At 64.4% G+C, this 22,632-nt stretch carries 17 protein-coding genes; 8 read left to right on the top strand and 9 right to left on the bottom strand.

Annotation, left to right across the window (positions count from 1 at the left end; genetic code table 11):
* Nucleotides 1-32 precede the first annotated feature (32 nt).
* Entirely contained in the window at nucleotides 33-641 is a 609-nt protein-coding gene (locus tag FSY45_RS05790) for an SIS domain-containing protein (protein ID WP_003068456.1), read from the top strand.
* Nucleotides 638-1,291 (top strand): BON domain-containing protein, encoded by a 654-nt coding sequence (locus FSY45_RS05785; protein ID WP_003068458.1) that lies wholly within the window; start codon nucleotides 638-640, stop codon nucleotides 1,289-1,291. The genes FSY45_RS05790 and FSY45_RS05785 overlap by 4 nt, the downstream gene beginning before the upstream one ends.
* A 61-nt stretch (nucleotides 1,292-1,352) precedes the next feature.
* On the opposite strand, the gene FSY45_RS05780 is transcribed toward FSY45_RS05785, so the two are convergent.
* From FSY45_RS05780 to FSY45_RS05770, 3 genes are all read right to left on the bottom strand, one after another.
* Nucleotides 1,353-2,264 carry an NAD(P)-dependent oxidoreductase gene (locus tag FSY45_RS05780; protein WP_046461638.1) on the bottom strand — a complete coding sequence of 304 codons (912 nt, stop codon included), beginning with the start codon at nucleotides 2,262-2,264 and terminating at the stop codon, nucleotides 1,353-1,355.
* A gap of 148 nt (nucleotides 2,265-2,412) precedes the next feature.
* Nucleotides 2,413-3,549, bottom strand: coding sequence for a PilT/PilU family type 4a pilus ATPase (locus FSY45_RS05775; protein WP_003068462.1), 1,137 nt, complete (start codon nucleotides 3,547-3,549; stop codon nucleotides 2,413-2,415).
* 125 nt (nucleotides 3,550-3,674) lie between these two features.
* Nucleotides 3,675-4,718 carry a type IV pilus twitching motility protein PilT gene (locus FSY45_RS05770; RefSeq protein ID WP_003068464.1) on the bottom strand — a complete coding sequence of 348 codons (1,044 nt, stop codon included), beginning with the start codon at nucleotides 4,716-4,718 and terminating at the stop codon, nucleotides 3,675-3,677.
* 37 nt (nucleotides 4,719-4,755) lie between these two features.
* Here FSY45_RS05770 and FSY45_RS05765 point away from each other — a divergent pair, with 37 nt between their 5' ends.
* Nucleotides 4,756-5,487, top strand: a complete 732-nt coding sequence (locus FSY45_RS05765) for a YggS family pyridoxal phosphate-dependent enzyme (protein ID WP_046461639.1) — start codon at nucleotides 4,756-4,758, stop codon at nucleotides 5,485-5,487.
* Between the two features lie 132 nt (nucleotides 5,488-5,619).
* On the opposite strand, the gene FSY45_RS05760 is transcribed toward FSY45_RS05765, so the two are convergent.
* Both FSY45_RS05760 and FSY45_RS05755 read right to left on the bottom strand, forming a co-directional pair.
* Nucleotides 5,620-6,867, bottom strand: a complete 1,248-nt coding sequence (locus tag FSY45_RS05760; protein WP_046461640.1) for a branched-chain amino acid ABC transporter substrate-binding protein — start codon at nucleotides 6,865-6,867, stop codon at nucleotides 5,620-5,622.
* A 46-nt stretch (nucleotides 6,868-6,913) separates the two neighbouring features.
* Nucleotides 6,914-7,684: a TetR/AcrR family transcriptional regulator gene (locus tag FSY45_RS05755; RefSeq protein ID WP_046461641.1), complete on the bottom strand. Its 771-nt coding sequence runs from the start codon at nucleotides 7,682-7,684 to the stop codon at nucleotides 6,914-6,916.
* A gap of 165 nt (nucleotides 7,685-7,849) precedes the next feature.
* Here FSY45_RS05755 and FSY45_RS05750 point away from each other — a divergent pair, with 165 nt between their 5' ends.
* Together FSY45_RS05750 and FSY45_RS05745 are read left to right on the top strand one after the other, a co-directional pair.
* Entirely contained in the window at nucleotides 7,850-9,448 is a 1,599-nt protein-coding gene (locus tag FSY45_RS05750) for an AMP-binding protein (protein WP_046461642.1), read from the top strand.
* A 68-nt stretch (nucleotides 9,449-9,516) separates the two neighbouring features.
* Nucleotides 9,517-12,813 carry a carboxyl transferase domain-containing protein gene (locus FSY45_RS05745; RefSeq protein ID WP_046461643.1) on the top strand — a complete coding sequence of 1,099 codons (3,297 nt, stop codon included), beginning with the start codon at nucleotides 9,517-9,519 and terminating at the stop codon, nucleotides 12,811-12,813.
* 9 nt (nucleotides 12,814-12,822) lie between these two features.
* Here the strand turns inward: FSY45_RS05745 and FSY45_RS05740 are convergent, their stop codons facing one another.
* From FSY45_RS05740 to FSY45_RS05730, 3 genes are all read right to left on the bottom strand, one after another.
* Entirely contained in the window at nucleotides 12,823-13,599 is a 777-nt protein-coding gene (locus FSY45_RS05740) for a class II aldolase/adducin family protein (protein ID WP_046461644.1), read from the bottom strand.
* 61 nt (nucleotides 13,600-13,660) lie between these two features.
* Complete coding sequence (locus FSY45_RS05735; protein ID WP_046461704.1) at nucleotides 13,661-15,019, bottom strand: MFS transporter; 1,359 nt, start codon at nucleotides 15,017-15,019, stop codon at nucleotides 13,661-13,663.
* Nucleotides 15,020-15,238: 219 nt separating this feature from the next.
* A complete protein-coding gene (locus tag FSY45_RS05730) occupies nucleotides 15,239-17,788 on the bottom strand; it encodes a LuxR C-terminal-related transcriptional regulator (protein ID WP_187427532.1) in 2,550 nt (849 codons plus the stop codon).
* Nucleotides 17,789-18,052: 264 nt separating this feature from the next.
* Here FSY45_RS05730 and FSY45_RS05725 point away from each other — a divergent pair, with 264 nt between their 5' ends.
* Together FSY45_RS05725 and FSY45_RS05720 are read left to right on the top strand one after the other, a co-directional pair.
* On the top strand, nucleotides 18,053-19,195 hold the full coding sequence (locus FSY45_RS05725; protein WP_046461646.1) for an aminotransferase class V-fold PLP-dependent enzyme: 1,143 nt from the start codon (nucleotides 18,053-18,055) through the stop codon (nucleotides 19,193-19,195).
* A 90-nt stretch (nucleotides 19,196-19,285) separates the two neighbouring features.
* Complete coding sequence (locus tag FSY45_RS05720) at nucleotides 19,286-19,696, top strand: FKBP-type peptidyl-prolyl cis-trans isomerase (RefSeq protein ID WP_039050153.1); 411 nt, start codon at nucleotides 19,286-19,288, stop codon at nucleotides 19,694-19,696.
* On the opposite strand, the gene norR is transcribed toward FSY45_RS05720, so the two are convergent.
* Nucleotides 19,697-21,283 carry a nitric oxide reductase transcriptional regulator NorR gene (gene norR / locus FSY45_RS05715; RefSeq protein ID WP_003068486.1) on the bottom strand — a complete coding sequence of 529 codons (1,587 nt, stop codon included), beginning with the start codon at nucleotides 21,281-21,283 and terminating at the stop codon, nucleotides 19,697-19,699.
* Nucleotides 21,284-21,442: 159 nt separating this feature from the next.
* Between norR and hmpA the strand changes: the two genes are divergently transcribed.
* Nucleotides 21,443-22,621, top strand: a complete 1,179-nt coding sequence (gene hmpA, locus FSY45_RS05710; RefSeq protein WP_003068487.1) for an NO-inducible flavohemoprotein — start codon at nucleotides 21,443-21,445, stop codon at nucleotides 22,619-22,621.
* The last annotated feature ends 11 nt before the right edge of the window (nucleotides 22,622-22,632 follow it).

Here is a 22,632-nt window from a genome sequence, read left to right as displayed (position 1 = left end):
AGATAACAGGTGGCGGGTATCATCGGGCCTCCATGCTAGAGCAACGAATTCAACAGCATTTCATCGACAGTGCCGACCTGAAGTACCAGGCCGCCCAGGCGCTGAGCCAACCTATTGCTTCCGCCGTACAGGCCATGCTGGCCTGCGTGACGGGCGGCGGCAAGGTGCTGGCCTGCGGTACGGGCGTTTCGGCCAGCGATGCCCAGTTATTTGCCTCCCTGTGCGTGACAGGGTTCGAGCGCGATCGTCCCGAGCTGGCGGCCGTGGCCCTGACTTCCGATGGCGGCCTGCTGGGCAGCGTGGGAGCCACGGGCTCGGGCGGCAATGCCAGCCAGTATCTGGCGCGTCAGGTGCGGGCGCTGGGGCAGCCCGGCGATCTGCTGCTGCTCATGTCGGTGACCGGCAACGACACGGCTGTGCTGGAGGCTCTTGAAGCCGCCCACGAGCGCGACATGATGGCCGTGGTGCTGACAGGCCGCACCGGCGGAAATCTGGCCACCGCCGTGCGAGAGACCGATGTACTGATCTGCGTGCCCCACGACCGTGCGGCGCGCGTGCGCGAAACCCATACCTTGATCCTGCACTGTCTGGCCGATGGTGTGGACTCTCAACTGCTTGGTGACCAGGAGATGCCTTTATGAAGTTGAAGTGGACCCGTGTTGCATGTGCGGCCCTGACTGTTGCCGCTCTGGGCGGTGCCTTGAGCGGTTGCGTGGCTCTGGTGGGCGGCGGTGCTGCTGTGGCGGGCATGTCGGCAGTGGACAGGCGTACCACCGGCACACAGGTTGAGGACCAGGGCATAGAGCTGCGTGCCGGCAATCGCATCAGCGAGGTGATGGGCGACAAGGCCCGCGTCAGCGCCACCAGCTACAACCGTGTGGTGTTGCTGACCGGCCAGGCAGGCAATGCGACGGACAAGGCAACCATCGAGAAGCTGGTGCGCGAACAATCCACCGTGCGCCAGGTCTATAACGAGATCGAGGTCGCGCCTTTCACGGCCACTCTGGGTCAGCGCTCCCAGGATTCTCTGATCACGACCAAGGTCAAGGCCAGTCTGGTCAACGCCAAGGACATTTCATCCTCGGCCATCAAGGTCGTGACCGAGAACAACGTGGTCTATCTGATGGGCATAGTCACGCCGCGCGAATCCAAGCGGGCTGCCGAGATCGCTCGTGGCGTCAACGATGTGAGCAAGGTTGTGCGCCTGTTTGAGGTCATCTCCGAAGATGAGCTGGCTGCAGCAACATCCAAGGCCGCCCCTGTGGTCGAGGATCGCTCCAGCATGAACTGAGGTGAGCTGACGGTCACAAAAAAGCCGGACTCGAGTCCGGCTTTTTTCATGGCGCAGCGGCTCAGCGCAAGCGCTGGATCAGGCTGGAGGTATCCCAGCGATTGCCGCCCATGGCCTGTACATCGGCATAGAACTGGTCCACCAGCGCGGTGACGGGAAGGCGTGCGCCATTGCGCTGGGCCTCGGCCAGCACCAGCCCCAGATCCTTGCGCATCCAGTCCACGGCAAAGCCGAAGTCGAACTTCCCCACGGCCATGGTCTTGCCGCGATTGTCCATCTGCCAGCTCTGAGCGGCGCCCTTGCCGATCACGTCGAGGACCTTCTCCACGTCCAGGTCGGCGCGCAGGCCAAAGGCAATGGCTTCGGACAGCCCCTGGACCAGGCCCGCAATGCAGATCTGATTGACCATCTTGGTCAGTTGACCGCTGCCGCTGGCACCCATATAGGTAAAGGCGCGCGAGAAGGCACCAGCCACCGGTGCCACCTGGTCGAATACCTCCTGATCGCCACCGCACATGACAGTGAGCTGACCGTTGACCGCACCGGCCTGACCACCCGATACCGGGGCATCCATGAAGTGCAGGCCGCGCTGGAGGGCCTGTGCATACAACTCGCGTGCCACCTGGGCCGAGGCCGTGGTGTGATCGACAAAGATGGCCCCAGGCTCCATGCCCGCAAAGGCGCCGTCGTCTCCCAGCGCAATCGAGCGCAGGTCGTCGTCGTTGCCCACGCAGCAAAAGACCATGCGTGCACCCTTGACGGCTTCACGGGGCGTGGCTGCATGGCGGGCGCCGACAAATTCCTCGACCCAGGCCTCGGCCTTGGTGGTCGTGCGGTTGTAGACCGTGACCTGATGGCCTGCCGCAGCCAGATGCCCGGCCATGGGGGAACCCATGACGCCCAGACCCAGAAAGGCCACAGGAGTGGAAGTGCAGGGTGCGTAGCTGCGGGAGGCGATGGTGGCTGTGCTCATGAAATCCTCTAAGACTGGGTACGGAACAGTTCGATCATGGTAGCGCCGCAGTGCATGGCCTTGGCGTAGAGCAGGGTCCTGGGCGGCCCTGCCGCCCCACAGCAAAGCCAGCGCTCCACCTGTGGGAGGAGATGCCGGCGCCTTGGGGTTAGACGATGGTCAGATGCTCGGTGCCGGCCGCCAGGTCCAGAGTCCGGGCACGCTGGCTGTTGAGCTTGATCTGCAGACGCAGGTCGTTGACCGAGTCTGCATTGCGCAGCGCGTCTTCATAGGTGATGAGATTGGACTCGAACAGGTCGAACAGCGCCTGGTCAAAGGTCTGCATGCCGATGTTGCGGCTTTTCTTCATGATCTCCTTGATCTCGACGACTTCACCCTTGAAGATCAGGTCTGCGATCAGCGGAGAGTTGAGCATCACCTCGATGGCGGCGACACGGCCCTTGCTGTCCTGCTTGGGGATCAGGCGCTGGGAAATGATGGCCCGCAGATTCAGCGACACGTCCATCAGCAGTTGCGGACGGCGCTCTTCGGGGAAGAAGTTGACGATACGGTCCAGAGCCTGGTTGGCACTGTTGGCGTGCAGCGTGGCCAGACATAGATGCCCGGTTTCCGAGAACGCAATCGCGTGCTCCATGGTTTCTCGGTCACGGATTTCGCCCATCAGAATCACATCGGGCGCCTGGCGCAGCGTGTTCTTGAGCGCGGCTTCCCAGCTTTCAGTGTCCAGTCCCACCTCGCGTTGCGTGACCACGCAGTTCTTGTGCGGATGCACGAATTCCACGGGGTCTTCCACGGTGATGATGTGGCCGAAGGAGTTTTCATTGCGCCAGTCCACCATGGCGGCCAGCGTGGTGGACTTGCCCGAGCCCGTCGCGCCGACCAGGATGCACAGGCCGCGCTTGGTCATGGTCACTTCCTTGAGCACCTGCGGCACGCCCAGGCCGTCAATCGTGGGCAGGGTGCTGGGAATGGTACGCAGCACCATGCCGACCTTGCCCTGTTGCATGAAGGCGTTGACACGGAAGCGCCCCACACCGGCAGGCGAGATGGCGAAGTTGCACTCCTTGGTGTGTTCGAAGTCCGCCACCTGCCTGTCGTTCATGATGGAACGCGCCAGGGCCAGCGTATGCAACTGGTTCAGCGGCTGGGGCGAGACCTTGGTGACTTTGCCGTCAATCTTGATGGCGGGCGGAAACTCTGCAGTGATGAACAGGTCGCTGCCGTTGCGGCTGACCATGAGCTTGAGCAGATCGTTGATGAATTTACTGGCCTGATCGCGTTCCATGATCGTTCCTTGAGGCAGCGTCAAAATTGGCAGAGCCCAAGTGAGAGACGCCGAGCAAGAGCCGCCTCGCGGCGAGGGCGTCGTCCCCCTGGGGGGAAGCGGCAAAGCCGCTCAGGGGGGAGGCATCATCCAGGAAAATTCTCGGGAATCTTCGCCTTGCTGCGCGCTTCGGCCGGGCTGATGAGGTTGCGGCGCACCAGATCGGTCAGGTTCTGGTCCAGAGTCTGCATGCCCATGTTCTGGCTGGTCTGAATGGTGGAGTACATCTGTGCCACCTTGGCTTCGCGGATCAGGTTGCGGATGGCGGGCGTGCCCAGCATGATCTCGTGTGCGGCCACACGGCCCTGGCCGTCCTTGGTCTTGCACAGCGTCTGCGAGATCACGGCCTGCAGCGACTCGGACAGCATGGCACGCACCATTTCCTTTTCCTCGGCCGGGAACACGTCGATGATACGGTCGATGGTCTTGGCGGCCGACGAGGTGTGCAGCGTGCCGAACACCAGGTGCCCGGTTTCGGCCGCCGTCATGGCCAGACGGATGGTTTCCAGGTCCCGCATTTCGCCGACCAGGATCGCGTCCGGGTCTTCACGCAGCGCGGACTTCAGCGCTGCCGCGAACGACAGCGTCATGGGGCCGACTTCGCGCTGGTTGATCAGGCATTTCTTGGACTCGTGCACGAATTCGATGGGATCTTCCACCGTCAGGATGTGGCCGTACTCGGTCTCGTTGAGATAGTTGACCATGGCGGCCAGCGTGGTGGACTTGCCCGAGCCCGTGGGGCCGGTCACCAGCACCAGACCACGTGGCTTCAGGGCCAGGTCGGCGAAGATCTTGGGGGCGTTGAGCTGCTCCAGCGTCAGGATCTTGCTGGGAATGGTACGGAACACGGCCGCCGCGCCGCGGTTCTGGTTGAAGGCATTGACACGAAACCGGGCCAGGCCTTCAATCTCGAACGAAAAGTCCACTTCCAGAAACTCTTCGTACTGCTTGCGCTGGGCATCGCTCATGATGTCGTAGACCATGGCGTGCACGGTCTTGTGGTCCAGCGGATCGATGTTGATGCGGCGCACATCGCCGTGGACGCGAATCATGGGTGGCAGGCCTGCCGACAAATGCAAGTCCGAAGCCTTGTTCTTGACACTGAATGCCAGCAATTGCGTGATATCCACGGAGATCCCTCTCTGGTTTGATACTCTGGCGCCAATTATGACGACGATTGAAAACAATCTGGGGCAGATTCATGCCCGCATGGCAGCCGCTTGCGCCAGTGCAAGCCGGCCCGTGACATCGGTGCAACTGCTGGCCGTTTCCAAGACCTTTGGCGCGGATGCGGTGCGCGAGGCGGTGCTGGCCGGCCAGCGCAGCTTTGGCGAGAACTATATCCAGGAGGCCGTGGAGAAAATTGCCGCGGTGCGCGCTATGCAGCTGGCGGGCGGCGAAGCGCTGCAGTGGCATTGCATAGGCCCCATCCAGAGCAACAAGACGCGGCTGGTGGCCGAGAATTTCGACTGGGCTCAGACCGTGGACCGGCTCAAGATCGCCGAGCGCCTTTCGGCCCAGCGTCCGCAAGGCATGGCACGGCTCAATGTCTGCATCCAGGTCAATGTGGATGGCGGTGCCACCAAGTCCGGCGTCATGGCCGAGCAAGCACTGGAGCTGGCCCAAGCCATGGTGAAACTGCCCAATCTGCAGCTGCGCGGCATCATGAGCATTCCTGACGATGCTCCTGATTTCGAGGCGCAATGCGTAGTCCACAAAAAGGCCAAAGCCGTTTTTGAGTCCATCAAGGCCAGTGGTCTCGCGGGGCTGGAACATTTCGACACGCTGTCCATGGGCATGACCGGCGATCTGGAAGCCGCCGTGGCAGCAGGCAGCACCATGGTGCGCGTGGGCAGCGGAGTGTTTGGACGGCGTACTTACAGTACACCAACCCCCTGAGCCGCGTAGCGGCTTCCCCCTCTCTCTTCGGGAGGGAGGACGACAGCCTCGCTGCGAGGCGGCTCTTGCTCGCTGTCTCTGGCTTGGTGCGCGCCGGTTTCAAGCTTCAGTTGCTGTGTTGTAGTCTTTTGCTCAAGGCCGTTTCATTTGGCATTCGGTCGGTAGATCAAGCTGCTGGGCGGAATAGACGGCATCGGTTCTGAAGCCGTAGTTCGTGCCTTCCCAGCCGGTCTTGACCAGCTTGCCGTCCACGGGGGCGATGGTGTTGACGACCTGGGGCAGCAGCAGCTGGTGGTCCTTGCCGCGCATCTTGACGGGGCCGAAGACGGTGTCCATGGACATGTCCTCCATGGCCTTGGCAATTTTCACGGGCTCGGTGGACTGGGCCTTGGCCATGGCAGCGGCCAGCATGCGCGGCACAAGATCCATGCGCGGGGCGAGAAAGTCCTGGTTCATCCTGGCCTTGTACTCCCTGGCCCGGGCGTCTGCCTGGGCTCGGTCGGCCATGCCGGGATGCCATTCCGCGACCCAGGTCACCTGGCCGATCCTGGCCTGGGAAATCGAGGTCACGGTGCCCGGAAAGCCGCCTGCGCTGTGGTTGAAGTAGCGCAGGTTGTAGCCCGAGTCCCCAGCGGACTTGAGCAGCAGAGCCAGATCCTGGCCCCAGTTGCCGGTGATGACCGAATCGGTGCCGACCTCCTTGATCTTGGCCACATAGGGCGCAAAGTCCTTGATGCGGCCCATGGGGTGCAAGGTCTCGCCCACGAACTGCACATCCGGCCTTGCCTTGGCTACCATGCTGCGGCCGAAGCTAGCCCATTGCTTGCCATGGGCGTAGTCCTGGTTGAGCAGAAAGACCTTGCGGATCTCGGGCTGGGTCTTGATGTAGTTGGCAATGGCCTGCATGCGCATGGCCGTGTTGGCGTCGAACATGAAATGCCAGAAGCTGCAGGACTTGCCGGTCAGCTCTGGATCGATGGAGCTGTGGTTGAGTATCAGCACCTCCTTGCCCGGGTTGCGCTGGTTGTAGCGCGCCGCCGCCTGCACCAAGGCCGTGACCACCGATGAGCCCGAGCCTCCGGTCACCACCACGCGTGCGCCCTGGTCAATGGCGGCCTGCAGCGCGCTCTGGCTCTCCTGGGCCGAGAGCTTGCTGTCGAACTGCAGCAGCTGGAATTTCGCGCCGTTGTAGAGGCCGCCCTTGGCATTCACGTCATCGACGGCGTAGAGCACATGGTTGCGCATGACTTCACCCACATTGGCAAACGGGCCGGAGAGCGGGTCGATGAACGCGATCTTGAACGGCTCTGCCGTCTGGGCGGATACGGTGCCGGCACACAGGCTGGCAGCCAGCGCAAGGGCTGAGAAGCGAACTGACATGGTTTTGTCTCCAGGAGTTGGAATGGCGCCTTGGCCTTCGAGGCTCTCAGCTGGCGCTGTTGGTGGTGGATGAAGCGCTCTTGCGGCGCCTGGGGGGCGAAGGGTTCTGCGCTGCCGGCGCCGGCGCGGCTCTGGCCGCGCGTTTGCGCGCAGGGGCCGCCGCAGTGCGCAGGCCCAGCACGCGCGAGGCCAGCTCGGTGAGCTCGACCACCATCTCGGCTGGGCCCAGCTTGCCGCCAGGCTGATACCAGTTGTAGAGAAAGCCGGGCAGACTGCAGGCCGCCTGTGCCGTGATGCGGGTGTCGCGGAAATCGAAATGCCCGCTGGCGCGGCCTTCGTCGAGCAGGGCGCAGAACTGCTTGTAGAACTGCTGGGCCACATTGCGCGAGGCCTTGAGATAGGCGGGGCTGAAGGCCTGCGGCTCGCGGTAGGGGAAGAAGCCCGCCGGGTAGTGCGCAATGGTGGCGGCGATCAGTCGCTGAAGACCGTCGATGGCTTTTTCATGCGCGGGGCGCGGGTCGTCGGCCGCAAAGTCCAGCACCGTGAAACAGGCCTCGGTCGGTGCCCAGCACAGGGTTTCGAAGATCTCCTGCTTGTTGCGGAAGTAGTAGTAGACAAAGGGCTTGGTCACGCCCAGCGCCTGCACGATCTGCTCTATGGTGGTGTTGGCATAGCCATAGCGGTCGAACAGGGCTTCGGCGGCCTTGAGAATGCGCTCGCGCTTCTCGTCGGAGCCGGCTGTGGGCAGGCGCTGGCGGCCGCGCGGCGCCACGGGCGCAGCCGGCTTTTTCTCGGTCTTTCTGGTCGTGGCGGGCATGAGGGTTTGCGTGTGTCGCATTCGTTATACCAATGGGTAGCATTGTTCTACCGGCAGGTATACATTGACAAGACGCCGAGCAGCAGATTGCCCTAAGGCAATCCCTGAGAACGCCCGCAAAGTGGCGCCGCTGTTCGGTCTATACGAGACACCCAGGAGACAACCATGGCTGAATCCGAAATCCTCATTCCCCTGCATGAGGCCTTGCGCCGCAATGCGCGCCAGCACCCCGAGCGCGATGCCTATATCTGGTACGGCCAGCACATCAGCTGGCGCCAGGTGGACGAGGCCAGCGATGCCGTGGCCGCGCATCTGCAGCAACTGGGCGTGAAGCCCGGCGAGCCTGTCGCCCTGTTCATGAACAACTGCCCGCAGTACATCATTGCGCACTACGCGGTGCAGAAGATCGCGGCCATCGTCTGTCCCTGCGGGCCGCTTAACAAGGAGCATGAACTCGAATATCAGCTCAATGATCTGCAGGCCAGGGTCATCATTGCGGCCGATGTGCTGCTGCCCGTGGTCGACAAGGTGCGCGGCAGCACCGCACTGCAGCATGTGCTGGCCGTGCGCTACGGCGACTGGCTGCCCGCCAGAGTCACGCTGCCCCTGCCTGTCGAACTGCAGGCCCCCGTGCAGCCGCTGCCCGGCAATGTGACGTCGTTCTGGGATCTCATGCACAGCGGCGCCAGGCCTTCACATGTCGAGGTGGACATGGACGAGGTGGCGCTGATGACCTACACCTCGGGCACCACGGGCCTGCCCAAGGGCGCCATGCTGAGTTTTGGCGCGGCCGCCTACAAGACGGCCGGCGCGTCCCGGGTGACCGGCGTCAGCGCCGAGGATGTCCTGCTGGCCGTGGCGCCGCTCTATCACATCGCCGGCATGTCCATGGGGGTGAACATGCCCGTGCATTCGGGGGCGCCCTGCGTGCTGCTGCATCGCTTCGATCCGCTGGCCGTGGCGCAGGCGCTGGAGCGCTACCGTGTCAGCTGGTGGTACAGCATCGCGCCCATGAATGTGGCGCTGATGCAGGTGCCCGGCGTGGAGAAGATGGATTTCAGCGCGCTGCGCCGCAACACCGTCACCAGCTTCGGCATCAGCTATACCGAGGATCTGGCCCAGCAATGGCGCAGGTTCGCACCTAATGCCATCTCCAGCGAGGCGGCCTACGGCCTGTCCGAAACCCACACCATGGATACCTTCATGCCGGGCGATGCCATTCGCTGGGGCACCCATGGCAAGCCCGCGCCGGGCAACGAAATCCGGGTGATAGATCCGGAGACCGGCGCACCGCTGGCTGCAGGCGAGGTGGGCGAGATCATCATTCGCGGCCCGGGCAACTTCAAGGGCTACTGGAACAAGCCCGAGGCCACGGCCAAGACGCTCAAGGACGGCTGGGTGCATACCGGCGATATGGGCAAATTCGATGCGGACGGCTATCTGACCTTCATCGGCCGCTTCAAGGAAATGATCAAGGTCTCGGGCTACAGCGTGTTCCCCGAGGAGGTGGAGACGATTCTGATCAAGCATCCGGCCATCGCCCAGGCTGCCGTGATCGGTGTTGCCGACGCTCAGAAAGGCGAGGTCGTGCGCGCCTTCATCGTGCGCAAGCCCGGGCAGAGCCTGGAAGCGGAAGGCCTGCTGGCCTGGAGCAAGGAAAACATGGCCAGCTACAAGGCGCCGCGCGAGGTGCGCTTCATCGATGCGCTACCGGCCACGGGCGCAGGAAAGGTGCTGCGCCGTTTGCTGCGAAATATTCCCTGATTTTTTGCATCAAAAGTGATTGTGATCATTGATTGGTGAGCGCTAAAAGCTATTAAAACGAGAGTCCTATGTTCAAGAAAGTCCTGATCGCCAACCGCGGTGAAATCGCGCTGCGCATCATCCGTGCGCTGCAGGAGCTGGGCATTGCCAGCCTGGCGGTGTATGCCGCCGACGATGCGGCGGCCCCGCATGTGCAGGCCGCTGACGAAGCGCAGGCACTGGGCGCCAGCGGACCGGCTGCCTATCTCGATGGCGCGCAGCTGCTGCGTATCGCGCAGCAGCACGGTTGCGATGCGCTGCACCCGGGCTATGGCTTTCTCAGCGAGAACGCGGACTTTGCGCGCGCCTGTGCGGCAGCGGCCCTGCGCTTTATCGGCCCGACGCCCGAGCAACTGACGCTGCTTGGCGACAAGGCCAGGGCCCGTGCGCTGGCGCAGCAATGCAGTGTGCCCCTGATGCCCGGCAGCACCGAGGCCGTGACGCTGGAGCAGGCACAGCAGTTCTTTGCGCGCCAGCAGGCCGACGGGGCCAGCGGCATCATGATCAAGGCCATCGGCGGCGGCGGCGGTCGCGGCATGCGTGCGGTCACCGAGGCTGCCGAAGTGGCGGCCGCCTACCAGCGCTGCCGCAGCGAGGCCCAGGCAGCCTTCGGCGTGGATGGCGTCTATGTCGAGCGGCTGATGAGCGGCGCGCGCCATATCGAGATCCAGCTGCTGGGCGACGGCAGCGAATGGCCGATGGCGCTGGGCGAGCGCGAATGCACGCTGCAGCGGCGCTTTCAGAAGCTGGTGGAGATTGCGCCCAGCCCCAGCCTGACGCAGCCGCTGCGCGAGCGCATCACCGAGGATGCGCTGCGCATGGCAGCCAGGCTGCGCTACGAAAGCCTGGGCACGTTCGAGTTTCTGGTCGATCTGCAGTCCGAGTCTCTGCCCTATGTGTTCATCGAGGCCAACCCGCGCCTGCAGGTGGAGCACACGATTACCGAAGAGGTCTTTGGCGTCGATCTGGTGCAGGCCCAGATCCGCATTGCGGCGGGCGAGCACTTTGCCGACCTGGGCCTCAACGTGAATGCCCCGCCCCGGCCGCGCGGCCATGCCATGCAGTGGCGCATCAATGCCGAAACCCTGGATGCCCAGGGCAACTCCCGCCCCGGCAGCGGCCGCATTGCCGCGCTGCAGTGGCCGCAAGGCCCCGGCATACGCCTGGACGGTCATGCGCAGCAGGGGGCGAGCCCGTCGCCGCATTACGACACCTTGCTGGCCAAGCTCGTCGTGCACAGCAACGCGCCGCATTTCGAGGATGTGCTGCGCCGCTCCCGGCGCGCGCTGGCCGACTGCCGCATCGCGGGCCTGGCCACCAATCTGCCGCTGCTGCAGGCCCTGGCCCAGCGGCCCGAGATGCTGGAGCAGACCGTGCACACGCGCTGGCTGGAAGAGGTCCTGCCGCAGCTGGTGGAAGCCGCAGAAAAGATAGCTTCAAGCGCAAGTCATTCAAGGAATTTAGATACTTTTGAGTCTAAAAACAATGTATCCCAAGCGCAGCAAGCTCCTGAAAATGCAGTGCTGGCCCCCATGCCGGCCAGGGTCGTGCAGTGGTCTGTTGCGGTGGGCGAGACGGTGGCCAAGGGCGCCGAGCTGGGCATTCTCGAAGCCATGAAGATGCAGCATGTGCTGTTCGCGCAGGCGGCGGGCCGGGTTCAGGCGCTGCTCGCGGAGGCCGGCAGCTATGTGGCGCAGGACCAGGCCTTGCTGGTGCTCGCGCCCGTTCAGGGGGAGGCCGCGCATGCCGAGGTCGTGCCGCAGCGGCAGGATCCCGACCACATTCGAGACGATCTGCAGCGCGTCAAGGATCGCCATGCCTTCACGCTCGATGCAGCGCGGCCCGATGCCATGGCCAGACGCCATGGCCAGGGCAGCCGCAGCGCGCGCGAGAACATTGCCGATCTCTGCGATGCAGGCAGCTTCATCGAGTACGGGGCGCTGGCGATTGCCGCGCAGACACGCAGGCGCAGCCTCGACGATCTGGTGGCCAACACGCCGGCCGACGGCATGGTCACGGGCATGGGCTCCATCAATGCCGCGCAGTTCGGCGCGGAGCGCTCGCGCGCCGTGGTCATGTCCTATGACGCCACGGTGCTGGCCGGCACCCAGGGGGCGCGCAATCACGCCAAGACCGACCGCATGCTGGGCATCGCGCTGCAGCAAAAGCTGCCCGTGGTGCTGTTTGCCGAAGGCGGCGGCGGCCGGCCCGGCGATACCGACACGCCCGTGGTCGCAGGCCTGCATGTGCATACCTTCGCGGCCTATGCGGCGCTCTCGGGTCAGGTGCCCGTGGTGGGTATCACCCATGGCCGCTGCTTTGCGGGCAATGCGGCGCTGCTGGGTTGCAGCGACGTGATCATCGCCACGCGCAGCAGCAATATCGGCATGGGCGGACCGGCCATGATCGAGGGCGGCGGCCTGGGTGTCTTCCGTCCCGAGGAAGTCGGCCCCGCCAGCGTGCAGCATGCGAATGGCGTGATCGATATCCTGGTCGACGACGAGGCCCAGGCCGTGGCCGCGGCCAGGCACTATCTGTCCTTCTTCCAGGGGCGGGTCGAGCAATGGTCCGAGCCCGATCAGCGTCTGCTGCGCCAGGTCGTGCCCGAGAACCGCCTGCGTGCCTACGATACGCGCGCAGCCATGGCCGGGTTGGTGGACGAGGGCAGCCTGCTGATGCTGAGAACCGGCTTCGGCGCCGGTATCCACACGGCGCTGGCGCGCATCGAGGGGCGGCCCGTGGGATTGATGGCCAACAACCCGGGCCATCTGGGCGGCGCCATCGATGCCGATGCGGCCGACAAGGCGGCGCGTTTCATGCAGTTGTGCAATGCCCACGGCATCGCCATCGTCAGCCTGGTCGATACGCCCGGCTTCATGGTCGGGCCGGAGATCGAGAAAACCGCCCAGGTGCGCCATGTCAGCCGGCTGTTCGTCATGGCGGCCAAGCTGCGCGTCCCGTATTTCAGCGTGGTGCTGCGCAAGGGCTACGGCTTGGGCGCCATGGGCATGACGGCGGGCAGCTTTCATGCGCCCATCTTCAATGTGGCCTGGCCCACGGGCGAGTTCGGCGCCATGGGCCTGGAAGGGGCTGTGCGGCTGGGCTTTCGCAAGGAGCTCGAAGCCCTGCCCGAGGGCGCGCAGCGCGAGGCGTTGTTCCAGAAGCTGCTGGCCCAGCAATACGCACATGGCGAGGCCATGCACATGGCGGCCACGCTGGAAGTCGATGCCGTCATCGACCCTGCGGAGACCCGCGCCTGGCTGGTGCGCGGCCTGGCCGGTGCGCGACTGCGCGATGAGCCGGCCCGGTTTGTCGATACCTGGTAGGGCGGAGGGCTAGCGTTCGTAACCGGGGCTGCGCCTGTCCAGCCTGCGTAGCAGCCCCGGCCAGTTCAGCGCGCCGGAGCCCATGCCCTTGGTGACCTGCTGCGCCTGCTGCGCCGAGGTGGCGATGATGGCCGGGTCAATCATGGTCAGTCTGCCGCCGCCGGACTGCGCGCGTACTTGGATCATGCACACCGACTCGAAGGTATACATGGCCATGAAGGCGTCGGCGACGCTTTGGCCCACGGTCAGCAGGCCGTGGTTGCGCAGCATGAAGAAATTGTTGTTGCTCAGGTCGCGCACCAGGCGAGGCTTTTCATCGTCGCGCAGCGCTACGCCCTCATAGTCGTGGTAGCCGAGCGAGCTGAGCACGAAAATGGACTGCTGGGAGATGGGCAGCACGCCATCCGCCTGCGCCGACACGGCCACGCCGTTGACGCTGTGGGTGTGCAGCACGCACCCGGCGTCCTCGCGCGCCGCATGGACGGCGCTGTGGATGGTGAAGCCTGCCGGATTGATGGGGAAGGGCGAGTCCATCACCACATTGCCCGCAAGATCGACTTTCACCAGCGAGGATGCGGTGATCTCGTCGAACATCATGCCGTAGGGATTGATGAGAAAGTGGTGCTCCGGCCCAGGAATCTTGGCGGTAATGTGGGTGTAGACCATATCGTCCCAGCCCATCAGCGCGACTAGGCGGTAGGCAGCCGCCAGATCGATGCGCGTGCGCCATTCCTCGGCGCTGATCTTGCCCTGGAGGCTGGGAGTGTCCTGTATCGATGTCTTCATGAAGTGAACTCATTGTTGGGGGATAGAAGATAGAGGCTTGCGTGCAGGTATCCGGGGCGACTCAGGCCACCTGCGGCACGGCATGCCGTGGGGGCGGGCGCACGGTCAAGAGCAGCAGCAGACCCGCTGAGACATACAGAGCGATCACCAGATACATGCTGTAGGTGTTGTTGCCGGTCTGCTTGATGAGCAGGGCGTTCGCATAGGGGCTGAAGGCGCCGCCCAGGTTGCCCAGGCAGTTGATAAGGGCGATGCCGATGGCGGCTACCTTGGCGGGCAGATACTCGCTGACCATGGCGAAGAACAGCGGCGTGGCCGAGGCCAGGCCGATGACCCCAAGCGACAGAGCGAGCAGCGAGCCCGGCAGATTGCCCTGCAGCAGGGTCGTCGCGTACAGGCAAACCGCGGCTAGGCCTGTGCAGGCGGCAAAGTGCAGACGGCGCTCGCGATGGCGGTCCGAGTGGCGGCCAATCAGAATCATGCCCACCACGCCGCAGGCATTGGGGATGGCGGCCAGCAGGCCGACGGTCAGCACGTCCTTGACGCCCCAACTCTGGATCAGCGTCGGCATCCAGAACACCATGGTGTAGCTGGCCCCCAGCAGGCAGAAATACGTCAGCGCGAGTAGCCACGTCTTCGGATCGCGTAGCAACTGGCCGTGGGTGGCGTTGGCGGCCTTGTCGGTGGCGGAGCTCTGCTCTTGGGCGAAGCTCTCGTTGATCACATCCTTTTCGGCGTGGGTCAGCCATTTGGCCGAGCCGGGCTTGTCCTGCAGCCAGAAAAAAGCCACCACGCCCAGCACTGCTGCGGGCAGGCCTTGCACCAGGAACAGCCATTGCCAGCCGTGCCAGCCGTTGACCCCATTCAGGTATTTGAGGGTGGCACCGCTCAACGGCCCGGCCAGAACGCCGATGATCGTCGTGGCTGCCATGAAGGTGGCGATCACTTGCCCTCGGCGCGTTGACGGATACCAGTAGGTGAAATACAGAATCATGCCGGGGAAGAAACCGGCCTCGAAGGCTCCGAGCAGAAAGCGTGCAATGTAGAACTGTGTCGGCGTCTGCACGAACATCATGCCTGCGGCGATCAGGCCCCAGCACACCATGATGCGCAGCAGCGTCTTGCGCACGCCGATCCGCTCCAGCAGCATGTTGCTGGGCACTTCAAACAAAAAGTAGCCGATGAAGAAAATTCCTGCGCCCAGGCCGTAGACAGCCACATCCCAGGGCAGGGTCTCCTTCATCTGTAATTGGGCGTAGCCGACGTTGACGCGATCGAGGTAGGCCACCATGTAGGCAATCAGCAGCAGCGGCAGGATGCGCCAGCTGACCTTGGAAAAGACGGCATTGGTCACTGCCGTCGATGCATCGCCGGGCTGCCGAGCGCCTGATGTGGGGAATCCTTGCGGTGGATTGCTCATGCTGCCTGCCTCCATCATTCGTTGTGTGGCAGGCAGTCTAGGAACAGGGGGCAAGATGCGTCACCACCTGTTTGGGTGGTATTAGGGTTTGTCGCCAGGTCTTGCAGTCGCCCAGGCGTCTCGCGCTACGGCCCTGGGCGCGTTGTCGGAAGGTGCGGATGAACCCCGAGTGTCCAAGATGAGCGATCAAAACGGACATGTGGGTTCGTGAACAGTGTCTCAGTCCAGCAGGTGCAGACGCCGGGCCTGGGCGATGGCCTGCGTGCGGTTGTGTGCATCGAGCTTCATGTACAGCCGTTTCAGGTACCACTTGACCGTGTTTTCAGTCAGTTGCAGCCGTTGGGCGATTTCCTGGTTGCGTCCGCCCAGTGCCAGTGCCTGGAGCAGTTCGCGTTCGCGCTGGCTGAATGTGCCGATGTGTCGCGGCTTCTTCTGCGCATCAGCCGTGCTGCGTCCTGCCGCCAGCACCTGGTGGAGATATTCGCGCGGTGCAGGCAGTGGCGCGGCGCTGGTCAACCAGGCGCCGATGCGGTCGAGCACGGGCGGCCCCTCGTCGGCAAAGCTGCGCACAAAGCCTTGTCGGCTACCCATGTCCAGTGCTGAGGCCAATGCAGCATCGGCATCGCTGCATTGGCCCAGCGCGTCCAGCGCGCAGGCATGCAGAATGCCGAGCTTGAGCGCGCGCCAGCCGCGCTGCATGAACTGCGCCTGGGCCAGCCGCTGCGCAATGGCTGGCAGTGCCTGGCGCGCCTGGCCGCTGCGCACCAGTAGGCGCAGCCAGGTCAGGTCGCCAGCCTCGGCATCGGTGGCGAAGTGAAAGCGGCCTGCATCGGGCCGTTCTGCGGGCATCAGCTTCTGCGCCAGGTCATGCTGGCCCGATAGCGTGGCCATGCGCACCTTCTCCCAGCGGCAAGCCATCACCAGCCGGTGAAAATTCCGTTGCAGGGCGCGTGCCAGCGTCCTGTCCAGAATGGCTTGCGCGGCCTCGTGGTTGCCGCGCGCAAAGTCCAGCCGTGCCGCAGCCAGATAGCTGCCTATCGCCAGATCAGTGGCCTGGGAGTCGTCAGCATGTGGCGTATGCAGGGCCAGCAATGCTTGCAGCGCATCAAGCTGGTCGGTTTCGTAGAGCAATTCGCAGCGCAGCCCCAGGCCGGGGGCTGCATACTCGCTGCGTTCATCCATGCTCTGGCCGCTGTAGCAAGCCAGAGCCTTCCGCAGTTCGCCGCGCGAACTCCAGATGGCCGCACGCAACCCCTGTGCAGCTGACAGGCCGAACAAGTGCAAGGCCTTGCGGTTGTGGAGGTCGGCCTGATCCAGCAGCGCCAGCGCCGTATCGAAGTTCATGCGCGCAAGCTCGGCATAGGCTTGCACATTGAGCATGCTGCCTCGCGCATAGTCACCTTCGGTCCATGAAAGATTGCGCTGGATGACACGAAGCACCTGCTCCATATCGCCCGAGGCAATGGAGATCAGCGCCTCCAGCGCCAGATAGTCCTCCCGCATCGGGCGGTCGAACGCCTGCTGGGCGGACAGCGCGCGCAGCTGCTGAAAGCGCGCCTGAGCCTCCTCGACCTGATGCAGATAGGCATGCGCGCGGGCAGAGGCCCAGACAATGCCTGGATGGCTGTCCGCGATATGCGCGGGCAGGCGGGCAATCGCTTGCTGGACTGTCGCCAGGTGTCCGCTGAGCACCAGCGGGCGAGCTGCGCGGTTCACCAGCGCGGCAGCGAAATCCGGGTTGCCGCAATCGAGACCGTGTCCCACGGCTTCGGTCAGCAGGCCTCTGGCTTCCAGCCAGGCTGCTGTCCTGCAGTGCAGCAGCGCGGCGCGACCGGGGTGAAGGGCGTCCAGGCGCTTGCGCAAGAAATCCTGCAGCAGCGAGTGGCAGATCCAGGCGCCGCTCTGCCCCGGCCCCTGGCTCAGCGGCGTGATGAATTGCAGGCTCCGCGCCATCTCCTCCAGCAGCGGCGCGCTGTCGCTGCGTCCGCATAGCGCATCGCACAGAGAGGGCAGCAGATAGCGCAGCACGCAGGTGTCGAGCAGAAAGGCTCGCCATTGCGGTGGCTGTTGCTCGAAGACCTCGTTGGCCAAGTATTCGGCCAGATCGGAGCGGTTGTCCTGCAGCATGTCCAGGAAGCGCGGGTCGTTTTCGCTACGATGCAGCGCGAGCGCCCCCAGGCGCAGTGCAGCAGGCCAGCCCTCGCAGCGTTGGGCGATCAGCTCCAGCCATGGCTGGGGTGGCGGGGGGCGGCCGACATTGCCCACCTGCAGCAAGGCCCGGGTTTCGCCGTCATCGAAGCGCAACTGACGTGCGCTCCACTCCAGCAGACCCGCGCCGACCTTCATGCGCGCGAGCGCAATGGGGGAATGGGGGCGGGCGCTGGCGACGATACGCAGATTGTCCGGCGCAAAGCGCAGCAGCTGATGCAGCAGTCGTACCGAGGCGCTTGTCTGCACCGATTCCAGCTCGTCCAGGAACAGCACCCGCTGCCCGGGCAGCAGGGCCACGGCCTGTAGCCATGTGCCCAGATCGGCAAAGCGCGCGATGCCGCTGGCGCTGCGGCTGCCCCAACTGCGGTCTATGCAGGCCTGCAGATGGGTCAGCAGGTGCAAGGGGTCCTCATCGCATGGGTCCAGCGTCAACCAGTGGCAAAAGGTGGCGGGCGCGCTGCCCAGGTGCTCGAAGAGCAGGCTCATCAGCGTCGTTTTTCCGTAGCCAGCCGGGGCGCGCAGCATCAGAACCCGCCATTCCGGCGTTTGTTTCAGCATTCCCAGCAGCTTGCTGCGCGGCACGCAGGCGTGGCCAAGCCTGGGCGGCTGCAGCTTCCCTTCAAGGGCTGCATAAGCGCAGGCGTCGACAGATGGTGTTGGAGGCGCAGGCATTCGGGTGTTTCAGCAGTCGCAGTCGGCGGCGTGAGCGTGAGCTTGGCACAAGAGCGGCGCAGCGGGTGTAGCCAACGTGCCTGGCGGGCCAGAGGCTGTACCGCTGCGTGATAAGCTGCCCAGCTGTTTTTCTATGCGGAGATAACCCCCATGCCCGGACTTCTGCCCGATATCGATCCCGATGGCCTGCTCGAATTCTCGGTGGTCTACACCGATAGAGCGCTCAACCACATGTCCAGGAAGTTCGTGGGCGTGATGCAGGACATCCTGGGCATGCTCAAGGACGTCTATCACGCCAACACGGCCGTGCTGATTCCCGGCAGCGGCACCTTCGGCATGGAAGCCGTGGCGCGCCAGTTCGCCAATCGCGAGCGGGTGCTGATCGTGCGCAACGGCTGGTTCAGCTACCGCTGGACGCAGATCTTCGACGCCGATGCGGGCCTGGGCGGCGGCTCAGTGGTCTGCAAGGCGCGCAAGCAGGGCGAGGGCAGCCAGGACCCCTGGGCGCCATGTCCGGCAGCGGATGTGGCCGAGACCATTCGCGTGGAGCGTCCCAAAGTGGTGTTTGCCCCGCACGTGGAGACGGCCAGCGGCATCATGCTGCCCGATGAATACCTGCGCACCGTCGCCGATGCCGCGCACGAGGTCGGCGCGCTGTTCGTGCTGGACTGCGTGGCATCCGGCGCCATGTGGGTCGATATGGAAAAAACCGGCGTGGACGTGCTGATCTCGGCGCCGCAAAAGGGCTGGAGCAGCTCGCCTTGCTGCGCCATGGTCATGCTCTCGGCGCGCGCTCGCGAGGCCATAGAGCATACGCAGAGCTCCAGCTTCTCCTGCGATCTGAAGAAGTGGATGCAGATTGCCGAGGGCTACGAAAAAGGCCAGCACGCCTATCACACCACCATGCCCACGGATGCGTTGCTGCGCCTGCGTGACGTGATGCTGGAGACGCGCGAATACGGCTTTGCCAAGGTGCGCGAAGAACAGATGGAACTGGGACGCAAGGTGCGCGAGCTGCTGCAGTCGCGCGGCTTCCCCAGCGTCGCCGCCGAGGGCTACAAGGCGCCTGGCGTGGTCGTCAGCTACACCACTGACGCGGAAATCCAGAGCGGCCGCGCCTTCCTCAAGGTGGGCTTGCAGACCGCCTCTGGCGTTCCGCTGCAATGCGATGAAGGCCCGGACTTCCAGACCTTCCGCATCGGCCTGTTCGGCCTGGACAAATGGCATGACTCGGATCGCTCTGTGGCGCATCTGTCCAAGGCTCTGGACGATATCGGCATTGCCCGGATCTGAGATAGGTGCGGCTTGCGGCATTGCTGCCGTGACATTTTCTCGACCCGACTTCGTAATAAAGTCGGGTTTTGTTTACTCAGTGCATCCGATATGAAAAAAGCAATCTCCGTGATCGGATTTGTATTTGCTCTGGGCGCTGGCGCAGTGGTTCATGCTGCGCCGGTCACTACCGCCAGCGGGCTGATCTATGAAAGCCAGGTCGAAGGCAGCGGGCCCAGTCCCAAGGCGACGGACACCGTCAAGGTGCACTACCGCGGCTACTTCCCCGATACCGGCAAGGAGTTCGACAGCTCCTATGCACGCAAGCAGCCCATCGAGTTCCCGCTCAATGGCGTGATTCCCTGCTGGACCGAGGGCGTGCAGAAGATGAAAGTGGGTGGCAAGGCCAAGCTGACATGTCCTCCCGGCATAGCCTATGGCAGCCGTGGTGCAGGCCGTGCCGTTCCCCCCAATGCCACGCTGAACTTCGATGTGGAGCTGCTGGGCATCCAGGGCCGCTGATCAAGGCCTGTCGATCTCAAGCCGCTTGGCCAGGCGCTGCAGATTGGCTCGATCGAGCTGCAGCTCGCGCGCTGCGGCGGCCCAGCTGCCCCGGTGGCGGGCCAGGCTGGAGCTGACCAGCTGGCGTTCATAGGCGCTGACGGCGGCGCGCAGACCGGCCTCGGGCGCCACCTCAGCGGTGGCCGGGTCCATGGATGCTGTGGCCTGTGCGGCGGCAGGTGCCTCGGCCCGCTCCCAGAGATCGGCAAGTCCCAGGGTCACGATGCGCAGCCTGGCGCCGGCGCGGCTGGCGCTGCCGTCATTGCGGCTCAGGGCCCTGAGCACGGCGCGGCTGATGCAGTGCTCGAGCTCGCGCACATTGCCGGGCCAACTGCGATTGAGCAGGGCCGCCTGTGCGGCCGCATCCAGGCGCAGGCCGCCGAGCCTGAGTCTGGATCGGTTCTCCTCGAGGAAATAGCCCGCCAGCTGCAGCACGTCGCTGTCGCGCTCGCGCAGCGGCGGCACAGTGAGCGGATAGACATTGAGGCGGTGATAGAAGTCCGCGCGCATGCGCCCGGCACGGACCTCCGCAGCCAGGTCGCGGTTGGTGGCGGCGATCACGCGCACATCCACATGGTGCTCCCGGTCCGAACCCAGGCGCTGCAGCTGGCCGCTTTGCAGCACGCGCAGGAGCTTGGCCTGCACGGGCAGCGAGAGTTCGCCGACCTCGTCCAGGAACAGCGTGCCCTGATGCGCCTGCTCGAACTTGCCGCTGCGCTCGCTCAGTGCTCCCGTGAAGGCCCCGCGCACATGGCCGAACAGCTCGCTCTCGACCAGGTTGTCGGGCAGGGCCGCGCAGTTGATGCTGATCATGGGCTTGTCGGCACGGCCCGACTGCGCATGCACTGCCTGGGCCACCAGCTCCTTGCCGGTGCCGGTTTCGCCGGTGACGAGCACGCAAAGATCGCTGGCGGCAACCAGGGCAATGTCTTTCTGCAACTGGCGCATGACAGGGCTTGCGCCCTGCAGTCCGCGCTCCTGCGGCGCGGCCGCTCTGGCCGAGCCGGTGGCGCCGCGCGCGAGCTGGGACAGCTGGTGCACGCGCTCGGCCGTGGCCACGGTGGCTGCGGCCAGATTGCTGAAGGCCTGCAGCATGGCCAGCGCCGCGGGGTCGGCGAACCGGCCCGGCTCCAGTGCGTCCAGCGTCAGCAGACCCCATGGCAGGCCGCCCAGCTGCAGCACGCAGCCCATGCAGTCATGCACATGCAGCTCGCTGATGGCCTGGCCTTTGTGCGCCACCAGCCCGTCATAGGGATCAGGCAGGGGACTGTCGGGTTCGAAGCGCATGGCCTGGCCGGCCGCCAGCAACTGGGCAAAGCGCGGATGCTCGCCCAGGCGAAAGCGCCGGCCCAGCGTGTCCGGCATCAGGCCGTCGATCGCCATGGGGCGCAGCCATTCGCCTTCGAGCTTCAGCAGGGCTACGGCATCGGCGGGCAACAGATTGCGCAGTGCGGCCAGCAGACGGCGCAGACGTTCGCGCTCGGACAGGTCCTGGGCCAGATCGGCGATCAGCGGGCTGACGGCGTTGAGAATGTGGGATGTTGTCATAACGACATCGGATGGTGTCAATGAGACAGCAATTGATGGATGTCATATTGACGCATGTTTTTGCAAGCCATTGTTCTGCAATGGTCTTGTTGCTGGCACGCCGTTTGCATTTATCCGCTCAAGCCTTGCAGCTGGCAAGGCAGCAACCAGGAGATTTGCATGCTTACCGAACGTCAACGCGAGATCGTCAAGGCCACCGTGCCGCTGCTGGAAACCGGCGGCGAGGCCCTGATCACGCATTTCTACCAGACCATGCTGGGTGAGTATCCCGAGGTGCGCCCGCTGTTCAACCAGGCGCACCAGCAAAGCGGTGCCCAGCCGCGAGCATTGGCACATAGCGTGCTGATGTATGCCAAGAACATCGACCGACTGGAAAACCTGGGCAATCTGCCTGCGCAAATCATCAACAAGCATGTGGCGCTGCAGGTACAGGCCGAGCATTACCCCATCGTCGGTGCCTGCCTGCTGCGCGCCATTCGCGAGGTGCTGGGGGCAGAGATCGCCACGGATGAGGTGATCGCCGCCTGGGCCGCCGCCTATCAGCAGCTGGCCGATATCCTGATCGGTGCGGAGCGCGCGGTGTACGAGCAGACTGCGGCAGCCGAAGGCGGCTGGCGTGGTGCGCGTGCCTTCAAGCTGGTGCGCAAAGAGGCCGAAAGCGCCGAGATCACGTCCTTCTATCTGGAACCCGTGGACGGCGGCGCGGTGATTGCCCATCAGCCAGGCCAGTACATCGGCCTGCGCGTGGTGGTCGACGGCCTGGAGCAGCGCCGCAACTACTCGCTGTCGGCGCCTGCCAACGGCAAGAGCTATCGCATCAGCGTCAAGCGCGAGGCCGGCGGCAAGGTCTCCAACCATTTGCACGACCAGCTGCATGTGGGCGATACGCTGGAGCTGTTCCCGCCTGCCGGCCATTTCACCTTGCAGGCCAATGCCAAGCCCCTGGTGCTGATCAGCGGCGGTGTGGGCATCACGCCCACGCTGCCCATGCTGCAGGCCGCGCTGCCCACGGGGCGCGAGATCACCTTCATCCACTGCGCGCGCGATCGCGGCGTGCATGCCTTCCGCGAGAAGATTGATGCGCTGGCTAACAGCCACGAGCAGCTCACGCGCCGCTATTGCTACGACCAGGCAGACGCGGGCGACGAGGTCGATGCCCAGGGCCTGCTGAGCACCGATCGACTGGCCCAGTGGCTGCCCGAGTCACGCGATGCCGATGTCTACTTCCTGGGCCCGCGCGGCTTCATGCGCAGTGTCAAGCAGTCGCTGCGCGAGCTGGGCGTGCCCGAGGCCCAGGTGCACTATGAGTTCTTCGGTCCTGCGGAAGCTCTGGCTTGAGCGAGCTGAAT

Origin of the sequence: Comamonas sp. Z1 (genome assembly GCF_008121555.1) — a bacterium.
Classification (GTDB): domain Bacteria; phylum Pseudomonadota; class Gammaproteobacteria; order Burkholderiales; family Burkholderiaceae_C; genus Comamonas; species Comamonas thiooxydans.
Note: the sequence above shows the minus strand (reverse complement) of the source record. Positions and strands in the feature narration are given on the sequence as shown.

What these genes read in the sequence shown, in the direction of transcription:
- FSY45_RS05760 (WP_046461640.1), bottom strand. Translation starts at nt 6,867, where the DNA reads ATGTCAGTTCGCTTCTCAGCCCTTGCGCTGGCTGCCAGCCTGTGTGCC.
- FSY45_RS05740 (WP_046461644.1), bottom strand. Translation starts at nt 13,599, where the DNA reads ATGAAGACATCGATACAGGACACTCCCAGCCTCCAGGGCAAGATCAGC.
- FSY45_RS05745 (WP_046461643.1), top strand. Translation starts at nt 9,517, where the DNA reads ATGTTCAAGAAAGTCCTGATCGCCAACCGCGGTGAAATCGCGCTGCGC.
- FSY45_RS05720 (WP_039050153.1), top strand. Translation starts at nt 19,286, where the DNA reads ATGAAAAAAGCAATCTCCGTGATCGGATTTGTATTTGCTCTGGGCGCT.
- FSY45_RS05735 (WP_046461704.1), bottom strand. Translation starts at nt 15,019, where the DNA reads ATGAGCAATCCACCGCAAGGATTCCCCACATCAGGCGCTCGGCAGCCC.
- FSY45_RS05780 (WP_046461638.1), bottom strand. Translation starts at nt 2,264, where the DNA reads ATGAGCACAGCCACCATCGCCTCCCGCAGCTACGCACCCTGCACTTCC.
- norR (WP_003068486.1), bottom strand. Translation starts at nt 21,283, where the DNA reads ATGACAACATCCCACATTCTCAACGCCGTCAGCCCGCTGATCGCCGAT.
- FSY45_RS05755 (WP_046461641.1), bottom strand. Translation starts at nt 7,684, where the DNA reads ATGCCCGCCACGACCAGAAAGACCGAGAAAAAGCCGGCTGCGCCCGTG.
- FSY45_RS05765 (WP_046461639.1), top strand. Translation starts at nt 4,756, where the DNA reads ATGACGACGATTGAAAACAATCTGGGGCAGATTCATGCCCGCATGGCA.
- FSY45_RS05775 (WP_003068462.1), bottom strand. Translation starts at nt 3,549, where the DNA reads ATGGAACGCGATCAGGCCAGTAAATTCATCAACGATCTGCTCAAGCTC.
- FSY45_RS05790 (WP_003068456.1), top strand. Translation starts at nt 33, where the DNA reads ATGCTAGAGCAACGAATTCAACAGCATTTCATCGACAGTGCCGACCTG.
- FSY45_RS05785 (WP_003068458.1), top strand. Translation starts at nt 638, where the DNA reads ATGAAGTTGAAGTGGACCCGTGTTGCATGTGCGGCCCTGACTGTTGCC.
- FSY45_RS05750 (WP_046461642.1), top strand. Translation starts at nt 7,850, where the DNA reads ATGGCTGAATCCGAAATCCTCATTCCCCTGCATGAGGCCTTGCGCCGC.
- FSY45_RS05730 (WP_187427532.1), bottom strand. Translation starts at nt 17,788, where the DNA reads ATGCTGAAACAAACGCCGGAATGGCGGGTTCTGATGCTGCGCGCCCCG.
- FSY45_RS05725 (WP_046461646.1), top strand. Translation starts at nt 18,053, where the DNA reads ATGCCCGGACTTCTGCCCGATATCGATCCCGATGGCCTGCTCGAATTC.
- hmpA (WP_003068487.1), top strand. Translation starts at nt 21,443, where the DNA reads ATGCTTACCGAACGTCAACGCGAGATCGTCAAGGCCACCGTGCCGCTG.